The following is a 12,436-nucleotide window of genomic DNA, read 5'->3' as shown; positions in this document are numbered from 1 at the left end:
AAACTATTCCTTGAGCAAATGAATATTCAGTTTGGTAAATAGTTTGGAGGTAGCCTTTCCCCTTATACTTCCGGTAACGGGCATGGTATTTTCATGATGGGCACTGGAACACAGCGGAATATAGCTATCGGTGGTCCTGATGCCGTTGGAAGGATCATATCCGATCCATCCGGCCCCGGGGAGAAAAACTTCCGTCCAGGCATGGAGTTCGTAAATTGGGTTTTCCGTCCGGATAAAATAATACCCGCTCACAAACCTTGAGGCTATGCCAATGTGCCTGAGCAACTGTATTTGCATCCAGGCCAGATCCCTACAGGATCCCTTTTTGGAATCAAACGTATTGTTCGGTGAATTAGGCTTTCCCACTTCCCGGGCCTCCACCGTGAAATCTGACCGAATCTGAGTGGTGAACGCACTCAAAAAGGACATGGTATCCGAATTTACGGTGTCCAGGATTTGATTGACGTACCGTTGAAGGGATTTATGGATTTGCCCAACCTCCAAATAAGGTTTTAAGTACCCCATCAAAGGCTGTGAATAGCGGAATGGGAGTCTTCCATATAGCGAAGGCCATAAAACAAAATTAAATGGGTTGTACTCCTTTGTGGACAAAACCGAAATTGCCTTTATGGTGAGCCTATCATGATTACCCTGATACCAACTGAAATGAATCGTGTTGTTCTCCACATCGATTTGCTCAGCGGTGCCCATCGGTTCTGGAGATAGTATCAGCCTGAAACTTTTTAGTGTGGCATAGGGAACGTCCTGGGGCCTAAACCGAAAGTAATGGGGTTCAAAAAACACCTTTCCTTCATACCGATATTCCGTTTCGTGTGCTATCCGAAATTCCATAAATCCTATTGCTGGTTCGCAGCTTGGGCATTTCTTATGGTTTCCATGGATGCTGTATCCCTTAGTTCATTTATCCAATCATCGGGAAGGGTTCGTATGGAATCGCTCAGTATTCCGTTCCAAAGGGATGAAATGTTTTGAAGCTCTTCCTCCTCATACCGTTTTTCGACAATGTTGAACGAGTCTTTTTCATAGTAAATGATGTCCAAAGGAAAATCCACATCATTCGCGCTAATTCGGGTAGCATCAAAGGAAAGAAAACCGGCCTTGAGCGCAAACTGCATTGACGAATCATAGTCTATGGCACGATCTAAAATGGGTTTTCCGTAGCCATTGTTGCCTATGATTACAAAAGGAGATCCTTCGGACACCTCTATCCAATTGCCCTCTGGGTAGAGTAAATATATCTTGTGTTCCTCATCGTCTTCCAATTGTCCGCCAATAATGGAGAATAGATCAAAGCTCAACCCTGCCTCCTTCAGGGATTTTTTATCCTCGTTTGCCGACCGTTTTACCTGGTCGGAAAATGCATTGACCGCTTTATAGAGTTTATTGAACGAATCATCGTTCTCCTCAATGATTTCCTTGAAATATGTTATCGATTTATCGCGAACGGAGCGGAGGCCGGAAGTCATGATAAAGAAAGAATGCTTCTTTCGGTTGACCGTGAATACCTTTTTTGCCCGCGTGGTTTGGTTTCCGGATGTTATTCTGGTATCGGCGATTCCTACGATTCCCGATTTCAATTTAATGCCCAAACAATAGGTCATGGGATTTAGGTTTTAATACTGGATTCAACATATTTGTTGGCAAAGAACGATTTGTAGATTGCCGTGGAGATGGTATTGAGCTTCTTTTGGAAATCATCAATATATTCATGAAGTCCATCGGAGAAAATATCGTGAATATCCACAAATTGAAGTTGTGCTTTTAGCTTTCCCAATTGTTTTTCCGCCTCATTGGAATACCCGTCATCCAATCCTGTAATTGTATTCAATGATTTTCCTGCCTGAATAAGGCAAAAGTTAATGGACCGTGGAAAAACCTTATCCAGGATTAAAAATTCACAAATGTTCAATGTGGTGAGTTTACCATACTTTTTTCGGTACATATCATAGGCAGAGACGGATTTAAGCAATCCCGCCCATTGCGCAAGATCTAAGGGGGAACCGACATCATTGGGCGTAGAGAGCAAGATGTGGTATTTGACATCCAGTACCCTCGAAGTTTTGTCTGCGCGTTCAATCAACTGCCCTATTTTTCCAAAATGCCACCCATCGTTTCGCGAAATGGTAGTGGTAAAAATACCGTACAATAATTGACATCCCTCTTTTACCTTAGTAAAAAAGATTCTGGGATCCTTGTTTTTCCAACTTTTCTTTTTACATCCGTCCTTCATCAAAAAATAGACATGGTTGATCTGTTCCCATACCTCTTTGGTCAATTCAGGTCGAATAGCACGGGCATTCTCCCTGGCCTTACTAATTGAATTGTAGATCGAATTTGGATTTTGGGGATCAAAGCCGAGGAAATAGATGACCTTTTCTTTCTGAACCGTTTCATACAAGGATTCGTAGAGGGGCCAATCCCCGGTAATATCGACCAAGGGTTTCCATTGCTGGTTTGCATCTGGAGTAGATTCCAGGGAGAGGTTGAAGTTTACATCCATAAAGCGGGCATAGTTTTCAGCACGCTCAACGTATCTGTTCATCCAATACATACTATCCGCTATTCTACTCAGCATATAGGTCTTATCTTATTAGTTATCCAATACCCATGTGTCCTTGCTGCCTCCTCCCTGGGAGGAGTTCACGACCAGAGACCCTTTTTTAAGTGCTACACGGGTAAGGGCGCCAGGTATGACCCTCACCTCCTTTCCATAGAGAATGTAAGGTCTTAAGTCTACATGTCTTCCCTGAATTTCGTTTTCACAGAGCGTGGGTACCCTTGATAGACTGATCATGGGCTGTGCAATATAATTTCTGGGGTTGTTCTTGACCTTCTCCTTGAACTCCGCTATTTCGGCCCTGGTGGCATGGGGACCTATCAACATACCATACCCACCTGAACCATCCGTTTGTTTGACAACCAGGTTTTCCAGGTTTTCGATAACATATTTGAAGTCCTTTTCTTCAGAACATATATAGGTTTTAATATTTGGAATAATGGCTTCCTCTTTCAAATAATATTTTATCAATCTTGGGATATAGGCGTAAACCGCTTTGTCATCCGCCACACCGGCACCTGGCGCATTTACGAGCACCACATTTCCCTTCAAATACGCTTCAAAAAGTCCGGGGGTACCCAGCAAGGAATCTTTATTGAAAACCAAGGGATCAATAAATGCATCATCCACCCTTCGGTAAATGACATCCACCTTTTGGAGCCCATTTGTTGTGATCATGTATACATAACCGTTCTGGACCACCAAATCCCGCCCTTCTACCAATTCCGCACCCATTTGTTGTGCGAGATACGCATGTTCAAAATAGGCTGAGTTATAAATTCCCGGTGTCAGGACCACTATCGATGCTCCTTCAAAATCGGTAAGGGACTCCAACATATCCCTTAAGCAATGGGAATAATCGAGGACGGGCCTTACCTTTAACTGTTCAAACATTTCCGGAAAAGTCCGCTTGAGAATTTCTCTGTTTTCGAGCATATAGGACACGCCGGAAGGGCACCTTAGGTTATCCTCCAAAACATAAAAATTTCCATCGCCCCCCCGGATAAGGTCGGTTCCAGAGATATGGCTCCATACATTTTTAGGGGGCTTCAGTCCAATACATTGTTTAAGATAGCTCGCACATGAGAGCACCAAGTCCTTCGGAATTATGTTATCCTTTATGACCTTTTGGTCATTATAGATATCATGAATAAATAAATTTAAGGCAACTATCCTTTGCTTCAGTCCCTTGGTCAAATGATCCCATTTTTCACCGCTGATTATCCTTGGTATGATATCCAGGTGAAGAATCCGCTCAACACCTTGGTTGTCACTGTAAACGTTAAAGGTCATACCAAGGGAGAGCTGCGCACGATCGGTGGAATGTTGGAGGGATTTAAGTTTTTTCCAGCTTGTCTTTTCCAAAAAATCCTTAAACAACCGATAACTAGGTCTTACCGCTTCTGAACCACTGAACATTTCATCATAAAAACCTCTTACGTCATAGTCCCTAAAACTTACTTTTTGCATCTTTAATGATTATGTTCCGCGGTACGAGCATTGCTTTTCAAATACCTTGTAACTAAATATAGTGTTAATCAATTGTTTAATCCAGGTTTGGGCCTATCAAATTAAGATTCCTCAATTTTTGGCCTTGGGAAATACCAATTCTGTAAACCAACTCCGTATTTTTTGAATAGATTAACGGTTTGATGTCATCCCATTGCGAATAAACAAATAGCCCAAACAGCAAATAGCTATTCCTGTCAATAGTCATTGGTTTCATGGTGCAACACCCCCTCTTGGAATTCCAAGGGTTACAGCATTTTAAACAAAAATATGGTCAACATGCCCCAGGCCGTTCCCGTGACCATACTGAGAATGGCCAGTACAATGGCGTGCGGCATCAATTCCTTTTTATAGGCCGAGGTTACTGCAGGGGCAGTGGAGATTCCGCCCAGGTTTGCCATACTTCCAATAGCTACCCAAGCGATGTTGGTCCTGAGCAGGCGTGCGGTGAGCAACATGGCCAAAAAATGGAGCACCAGCCAAAGCAGCACTAAAATGACCAGAATTGCGGGAAGGGAAAGGTTGCTGAAATTCAGTTTCAAACCTAAAATAGCCATGATGAGCACAATGGAAAACCCTGCTAGCTTTAACACCAGTTTATGGTTCCAGATGGGCATTACATTGCCCAAAAGCAATCCCACTATCGATAAAACGACCACACTTCCCAAAAAGGAGAGTGGAAGGAACGATGCTACCACCATCACCAACAAAATGGCACCTATGGTCCAAGTATTTACCGCCCACGGACGGGTACTTCCAGAATATTCAGGTGCCTCTACAACGGGAAAATTCGGGTCTATTCCCCATGCCGTGTTAAGGTGGTTGCTCCTTTTGATGAATTGAAACATCAGTATGGTCCAGATATTGACCAGAATATTGTCCAGCACCAAGATGGACAAGAAGAGCGCTTCTGGGGTTTGCGCCAGTTCTTTCAGGACCAGTTGACTGGTGCTGCCACCGATCCAACCACCCACGATGGGAACCAGTCCCTTCCAATATGCCTCGCCAATGAAGAGTTTGGTATTCGCTTCGTTGAATAGGCCAAAAGCCATGACCAACAACACGGGTAAAGTGGCAATTACCAAGGAACCCACCCCAAAAACGATAATCGGTTTAACGCCAACAATTTTAAGCTGTTTTATGGATAGGGCACTCATCACAGTAAGGATGGTAAAAGGAATGATCCATGATCTGCTCATGTCGTGCAGCGGGACTTTTGATAGGTCCATGCCCGAAATATGGGTAAATGCCGCGGGGAGTACATAGGCGAACAAGATGGCTGGAAACCAATCGAGCATCAACTTTACCCACTTGTTCTTGACCTTACCGATCCATAGGACGAATATAACCGTAACAAGCACTACGACAGCGGCAATCCAAAACAGGTTTACATCAGTCATATTGCTGCGTTAAAATGCCCAAGCACATTTTTAATCCCTCATGGAAATTCCCCAGACGCAGATTTTCATTGGGGGCATGGATACTGTTGTCGGGATTGGGAATACGTACCGAAATGGCTGGGATACCCAGTTCGGAAATAAAAGGCGCAATGGGCTGCGAACCCCCTGTGGACTGCATACGGATGTAGTTGCCATCGCCAAATACGTGGGCCATGGCCGCCCCCAGCCAGGCTCCGAGTGGGGAATCCAGAGGAGTCCTAAATGGACGGGAGCCAATTCTTGATTCAATTTTTATCAATTTTGGATGCTTTTTGCGCTCTGCTTCGGTAGGTTTCCCCTCAAGAAGGTAAAATCCTTTGGATGCAATAAAATCGGTCACGAGTTGAATTTGCCGCTCCGCAGGGGTTTCAGGAACCAGTCGCATATCGATTTCGGCCAAAGCTTCGGAAGGAATGATGGTACGCACCTCATTTCCCACCCAGGCGGCACGCAAGCCCCGTATGTTAAGTGATGGATATTGAAGGGCTTCCTGATAGGTTTCACCTACGGTCTCCGGTTTGGCAATGCCTAAGGTCATCAGTAATTCTTCTTTGTTTTCGGGTACCGAATTGATGAGTGTCTTTTGGTCCTCGGTCAATTGTATGCCATCGTAATACCCAGGAATCAGCACCCGGCCGTCCTCGTCTTTCATGGAACCCAACAATCGTGAAAGATGAAAAACGGGATTCGGGGCATAATTTCCGTATTGGCCCGAATGCAGGTTTTTATGGGCACCGTAAACCGTTAGTTTTAAGGTGGCAATGCCACGGGCCCCGAAGGTTAATGTGGGCAGATTGGCTGGCGGACGGGTACCGTCCATAATCAACATGGCATCGGCACTGAATGTATCGCGATGGTTTCGCACCAAAGCGGGCAGGGTAGGGGAGCCCAATTCCTCTTGAAAATCCATGATGACCTTAAGATTGAACTTCTGTCGTAGTTTGGTTGCCTCCATAATACGAAGCGCCTGTAAAAAGGCAACTGCAGGTCCTTTGGAATCGGAGGCCGAACGGGCAAATACCTTCCAATTGGGGTTGAAATTTTGGGTCAAGTTGTCCCATGGAACAATTTTACAGTCGTTTCCGTTACATTCTTTGAGCACAGGCTCGAACGGATTTTTCTGATGCCATTTGGTGGAATCAACCGGTTGCCCATCAATTTGAAGGTAAAACAGAATGGTCGGGGCTTTTTTCTTATGGATTTTTTGGGCGAACAGGTGTTTTGTTCCTTTGGAAACCAGTTGTTCCGTCTCAAAATCCAAAGCTTGAAAGGCCTTTTCGCACCAAACCAGATTCAGGTCGATATTATCGGGATTTGAGCCAATGTTCGGAAGTTGCAAAAACTCCTTTAGGGTCAACATCCCTTCCACGAAATACCCATCCGCGAGTTGATGGATTTTTTCCCTTTTTAAACGTTGTCCAAAACCTATCGAGAATATGAGAAGGATAAGGAATACGGCCGCTTTTTTCATCTACGGAATTTAGTAAATCTTTGAATTGAATATGGCTTACAAGATAAATCGATTCATTGAATTGGTTTTAGGGAAAAACGTTTTGGTTTTTTGATTGATGCTGTGTTTCTATTGGAATGTGGTTATAAATCAATAATTAACCTTAATTGGATTTGATTGGTTTTATCATATGGACGTGGCTTCAGCTTTTATGGGTTCCGTTCCCCTTATGGGTGCCGATTCTTTGTAGATATCGTAGGTGGGGACATATACAATCCAATATATGTCGATAAAATGTAAAAATTTCAACATATATTTGCATTATGTCGATGCCATCGACATTGTTGAGCCCATATGTCGATAGTATGTACCATCCAGAAAAATCCTATAACGATTTACCCTTACTGCCCCCAAAGGTGGAGTTGGAGACAAAACAGGTGCTAAAGCAAGCGATTGTTGCTACCAGGGTCTTGGCAGAGTTAAAGGGTAGGGCAGATGAAATTCCCAATCAATCCATGTTGGTTAATGCAGTTACCTTGCAGGAAGCTAAGGACAGTTCGGAGATTGAAAACATAGTGACCACCCAAGATAATTTGTACCAAGCCTTTACCGCAAATACCAATAGCACCGATGCACAGACCAAAGAAGTATTACGGTACAGGCAAGCCCTATGGCAAGGATATAACAACCTTACTAAACGCCCTTTGTCCACAAATACCTTTATTTCCATTGTACGGACCATAAAGGAAAATGACGCGGGAATACGAAAAACTACGGGAACCAAGATTACTAGGAACGGAACCACTATCTATACCCCACCAGAAGGGGAAAAGACCATACGGAATTTATTGAAAAATTTAGAGGACTTTATCCATCAAACCAATGACATTGATGATTTGATACGATTAGCCGTAATGCACTATCAATTTGAGGCCATCCACCCTTTCCCCGATGGCAATGGAAGAACGGGAAGGGTGTTGAACATTTTGTATTTAGTGGAAAAAGGATTACTCGATGCCCCTATTCTATATTTGAGTAAATATATTATCGAGAACAAGAACGATTATTATAAAAAGCTAAGGGGCGTTACTGAAAAACATGATTGGGAGGCATGGATTTTGTTTATGCTCAAAGGGGTGGAAGAAACGGCAGCCTATACCTTACAGAAGATAAACGCCATTAATGCTTTAATGGAGGAAACGATTCTTTTTGCAAAAGAAAAATTGCCCAACCGTGTCTATTCCAAAGAATTGATAGAATTACTGTTTGAACAGCCTTATTGTAAGGTAAAGTTTTTGGTGGATAAGGGCATTGCCAAACGACAGACCGCAGCGGAGTATTTGCAAGAATTGGAAAAAATAGGCATTCTTAAATCCCAAAAAGTAGGGGTGGAGAATTTGTTTTTAAATGTGCCTTTGTTTCAGATTTTAAAGGATTGACCGTGATTTTAGTATTTAAAAACCCTTGTATCTCCTTCTAGTTTCTTGATTTTTTGGTTTTGAGTGCTTTTTTGAAGCTTGTCAATGGAAAATCCTTATCCTTTAATTTTAAATCTTTTCTTATCGCTTTTATTAGTTCGGTCAAATATTTATCATGATTTTCATTGGAATGCCCCATTCCTTTTTTCTTTTTTATGACTAAGTTACTACAGAAAACCACAGCTATTGGCTGACGAGAAATAAAGTCAAAATGTAGGAAAAATCAAGTAATTTTGATAAATTACTTAGACGTTTTTAGAGTTTATACCATGTTTTTAGAAATTTCCTATTTTCTCAAAAGAGTACTGGTTATTTCTTTTTTTCTGCAATCCCCTTGTTTGTTTTCTCAAAAAATTACAGGTAGGGTATTGGACTTAAAAAGGCCTTTGGAAGGCGTAAACGTTGTAATTAAAGACACTAGCGAAGGAACGTATTCCAATAATACAGGATTGTTTTCTATTGATGCCAATATAGGTGATGTATTGATATTTTCTTTTTTGGGGTATGCTACGGTAGAATATGAAATATCAAGTCAAAAAGCGATTACAATTCAAATGGTACCATCCAATAATAAATTGGATGAAGTGGTAGTTAAAGCAGAAAAGCAGGCTGGTTCGAAGTTTGTCAATCGAAAGTCGAAGAGTTTCAAAACGATGTTTGGTGAACAATCAATGGAAAGTGCTGGTTATTCAATAGGTCAGGTTCAAGGTTCTGATTTGAATTTAGCAGCATTTGACTACAATGTTCCAGCTATTGTCTACGCCTTGGTTGGAAAAGTCTCAAATTATAAAATATCCCCGAATGGTGTCGTTTTAAGGTCAAGGAATTCAATAGGATTGGATAATACGGCGCTTTGGGAGGTAGATGGTGTAACATTTGATGGTTTCCCCCCGGCCGTAGATCTTAATCAAGTACAGGATGTTACCATTCTTCAAGGACTTGCAGGGACAACAAAGTATGGTTCAAGAGGAGCTGGAGGTGTAATAATCGTAAGAACCATCAATGATGCGGATTTACAAGATAATAACAAGAATAGTAAATATGAACATCTCAATAAAAACTACTACCTATTTGATGCTGTTCCTTATGATTCCTTAAGAAAACCTAATCACCTAATTGAACTCCTTGACAACCGAGATTTTAATGAAATTTCAGAGTCGTTTGAGAATGACATTAATTACCTAAAGGGTTTGGCCTATCAATATCAATCTAGAGGAAACCAGCTGAAAGCACTCTTGATATATAGAAAGATTTTATCTCTCTTACCAAATAATGGTCAATCCCATAGGGATTTAGCACATACTCATTTGCTAATGGGAAAATCAGAGGACGCTTGGTCGGTTTATATGAAATGGTTGAAAGAACATTCTACGACTAAAGGAAAAGGAATCTATGATATTATGTTTCACGAAATGGAACATATTTTTATATATAGTGATATAGATAAAAAAATTAGGGATGGGTTTGAATTAAACACGGATTATGATTCAACATCTCCCGTTCATAGAATTGTATTTGAATGGTCAAGATTCGACACAGATTTAGAGATAGAGGTAGTTAATCCCCAAAACAATAGCTATACGAGCAATAATGGATATGATCACCAAAATGTTTCAAATAGTTCTTCAAGTGAATTTTTTTTGGATGAAACTATTAAAGGTTATTGGCTTTTTAATGTTGAGTTGTTGGATACCATGCCTCCGAGGCCCTTGTTCTTAAAGGTTTCTGTTTACAGAAATTGGACATCTTCAGGAAAACTGACCCCAGAAATTATGTCATTTGTACTTCATCCTGAAGAAGAAATAAAATATCAAATTTTGAGATTGAAACTTTGATATTTCAAAACATAATAAAATCACTTAAATAAAAGGCTCTAACGAAGTCATTCCAACTATACCCACAGAAGGTCGTGGGTTATCATAAACTTGGGAGGGTTTTTTAGTTCTGGACAGCTGTCAACTTTTAAGACGAAAACCATTGAAGGGAATCACATAAAAGCACTACGAACTCCCCATAGACCGGTTTCCCTTACGAACGATTTTTTTGCTTTCCTTTCCTCGAATACTTCCTCCTTCATCATCCAACCAAACAATTGCACCAGTGGGGCATCGCTGAATAGGTACCTGCGTTTTATGGTTTTCGGCGTAATTGATTACAGGTAGATTGTTTTTCATGGTGATCAATGCTGAAGGGGCATCCATGGCACATTTACCGCAGGCAGTGCAAGCCACCTGGCAATCTTCGAGAATGGCTTCGCCCTGTTCCAGATTTTTGCAGGCCACCCACAGTCGGTGACTTATGGGCTGGAGGGAAAACAGATCTTTGGGACAGGCTTCCACACAATCCCCACAGGCGGTACATTTCTCCACATCCACAACCGGTAAGCCATGTTTGTTCATGGTGATGGCATCAAAATCGCATACCACTTCACAATCGCCATGGCCAAGGCATCCCCAAAAACAGCCTTTGCCCCCACCGGATATCAGTGCGGCGGCCTGGCAACTTTGAATACCCACATATTGCGCCCGATTGATGGCCACATTCGTACCGCCGGCACAAGCGAGACGCGCAACCTTTTTTTCTTCGGCACCCAGATCGACACCCAGAAATTCAGCTATGGACTGCCGGCCTTCGTCCGAACTAACGGTACACTTTCCTGGCAAGGCCTTTTGTTGGACCAAAGCCTCCGCAAAAGGTCGGCAACCAGGATACCCACAGGCCCCACAATTGGCGTGGGGCAGCATATCCTCCACTGTATCTATGCGCGGATCTTCATAGACATAGAGCTTCCTGTTCGCAATAATCAATAGTACTGCAAGAAGTAAGGTTAAACCTCCAAGTGCGGCTATGGCAACCAGGATGGACATGTTATTTCTCGAATTTATTTAAAAGCATAAATCACTCCTTTTTTATTTCTTAATTCGGGCTAATAAATAATTTCGGCCCATTTTCTTCCCGCAATCAATTCGGCCTTGCGGAGTCGCCATTTTTCCTCTGAACCCAAAATGTTTGAGAACGCCTTATTGAGTTTGTTGTGGATGGTTTCATACCCAGCAACATAAATATGGGTGTTGGAACTTCCCAACAACTCCTTTAGTTCAGTGGTCTGTCCTTCGAGCGCCTTATCCAATGCAATGGGGTCGGCCCAATGCGGCCTTGGGCTCAGGGCATGAAAAGCTTCGAATGTTGCTTCGTCATAATAATTGGTAAGGTCACCGTCCTTATCGTTTAAATACAACAATTCCAAACCGCTTCGCGCACCGTAGAACAAACGGATTTTACCCTCCCAGTCCTTGACATTTTTATAAATATGTTTGATAAATGCCCGGAAAGGCGCTATACCGGTGCCCATGCCAATAAGTATTAAATTGGCGGTCTTGTCCTCAGGAACTTTGAAGGGCAAGGCAAAGGGGCCGGTAAGTGTGATTTCATCGCCCTTTTTTCGATCGCATAGGTAATTGGAGGCGACTCCAGGGTATTTTTCTCCACTGAAATCATCCACATAAGAGCAGCGCTTTACCAACATGGTGAGTTGTGGATTTCCTTTGATGCGTTTTGGTAGATCGGCCACGCTATAGAGCCTATGGTGAAGTTCGTTTCCAAAATCCCCAGTTGCCTTGGTCAATACACCGAAGCTTTGATCTACCTCGCACTCAAATTCCGGATCTTTTACTTCAAGTACGATCTCACGTACTTCCTCGGTGTCCGGTGGCGTTAGTCGCGATGTGTTTTTGACGACAGCCTTATACCGCTTTTCAATATCAAAATCTGATAAATGTGCCATGGTTACTATTTTATTCGTATTATCTTTTTTTTGTAATCAATACTTAATGATTATCCACATTCAAGACTTTTCCAATCTTGCTTTGTTCCTCCCTTTGCTTGCAAACAGTGGTACAACCACAATTTGAGCAACTTCTTCGGCCAGCCAATACATCCTCCTCCAGGTATTCCTCCCGAAACGCTTTTTTCCACAAAGTTT

11 protein-coding genes are annotated in these 12,436 nt (G+C 42.3%); 2 read left to right on the top strand and 9 right to left on the bottom strand.

All coding sequences use genetic code 11. The annotated features are described in order from the left end of the window. Window positions 1–3: 3 nt before the first annotated feature. The 7 genes from L0P88_RS01395 to L0P88_RS23910 form a co-directional block, all read right to left on the bottom strand. Entirely contained in the window at window positions 4–852 is an 849-nt protein-coding gene (locus L0P88_RS01395) for a transglutaminase family protein (protein ID WP_247132858.1), read from the bottom strand. Between the two features lie 5 nt (window positions 853–857). Further along, window positions 858–1,622, bottom strand: coding sequence for a hypothetical protein (locus tag L0P88_RS01390; RefSeq protein WP_247132857.1), 765 nt, complete (start codon window positions 1,620–1,622; stop codon window positions 858–860). 5 nt (window positions 1,623–1,627) lie between these two features. Further along, on the bottom strand, window positions 1,628–2,596 hold the full coding sequence (locus L0P88_RS01385) for an alpha-E domain-containing protein (RefSeq protein ID WP_247132856.1): 969 nt from the start codon (window positions 2,594–2,596) through the stop codon (window positions 1,628–1,630). A gap of 15 nt (window positions 2,597–2,611) precedes the next feature. Then, window positions 2,612–4,048 carry a circularly permuted type 2 ATP-grasp protein gene (locus L0P88_RS01380; RefSeq protein WP_247132855.1) on the bottom strand — a complete coding sequence of 479 codons (1,437 nt, stop codon included), beginning with the start codon at window positions 4,046–4,048 and terminating at the stop codon, window positions 2,612–2,614. A gap of 287 nt (window positions 4,049–4,335) precedes the next feature. Beyond that, window positions 4,336–5,487: a DUF819 family protein gene (locus L0P88_RS01375; RefSeq protein WP_247132854.1), complete on the bottom strand. Its 1,152-nt coding sequence runs from the start codon at window positions 5,485–5,487 to the stop codon at window positions 4,336–4,338. Then, complete coding sequence (locus tag L0P88_RS01370; protein ID WP_247132853.1) at window positions 5,480–6,997, bottom strand: M20/M25/M40 family metallo-hydrolase; 1,518 nt, start codon at window positions 6,995–6,997, stop codon at window positions 5,480–5,482. Before L0P88_RS01370 ends, L0P88_RS01375 begins: the two co-directional genes overlap by 8 nt. Window positions 6,998–7,162: 165 nt before the next feature. Beyond that, window positions 7,163–7,288 (bottom strand): hypothetical protein, encoded by a 126-nt coding sequence (locus tag L0P88_RS23910; protein ID WP_281499706.1) that lies wholly within the window; start codon window positions 7,286–7,288, stop codon window positions 7,163–7,165. A 53-nt stretch (window positions 7,289–7,341) separates the two neighbouring features. Between L0P88_RS23910 and L0P88_RS01365 the strand changes: the two genes are divergently transcribed. Next, window positions 7,342–8,415, top strand: coding sequence for a Fic family protein (locus L0P88_RS01365; RefSeq protein WP_247132852.1), 1,074 nt, complete (start codon window positions 7,342–7,344; stop codon window positions 8,413–8,415). A gap of 272 nt (window positions 8,416–8,687) precedes the next feature. Then, on the top strand, window positions 8,688–10,289 hold the full coding sequence (locus L0P88_RS01360; protein ID WP_247132851.1) for a tetratricopeptide repeat protein: 1,602 nt from the start codon (window positions 8,688–8,690) through the stop codon (window positions 10,287–10,289). A 165-nt stretch (window positions 10,290–10,454) separates the two neighbouring features. Here the strand turns inward: L0P88_RS01360 and L0P88_RS01355 are convergent, their stop codons facing one another. Both L0P88_RS01355 and L0P88_RS01350 read right to left on the bottom strand, forming a co-directional pair. Further along, window positions 10,455–11,321, bottom strand: a complete 867-nt coding sequence (locus L0P88_RS01355) for an RnfABCDGE type electron transport complex subunit B (RefSeq protein ID WP_247132850.1) — start codon at window positions 11,319–11,321, stop codon at window positions 10,455–10,457. Between the two features lie 59 nt (window positions 11,322–11,380). Continuing rightward, window positions 11,381–12,238: a hypothetical protein gene (locus tag L0P88_RS01350; protein WP_247132849.1), complete on the bottom strand. Its 858-nt coding sequence runs from the start codon at window positions 12,236–12,238 to the stop codon at window positions 11,381–11,383. Between the last annotated feature and the right edge of the window lie 198 nt (window positions 12,239–12,436).

The organism is Muricauda sp. SCSIO 64092 (genome assembly GCF_023016285.1).
In the GTDB taxonomy this organism is placed as follows: domain Bacteria; phylum Bacteroidota; class Bacteroidia; order Flavobacteriales; family Flavobacteriaceae; genus Croceivirga.
Note: the sequence above shows the minus strand (reverse complement) of the source record. Positions and strands in the feature narration are given on the sequence as shown.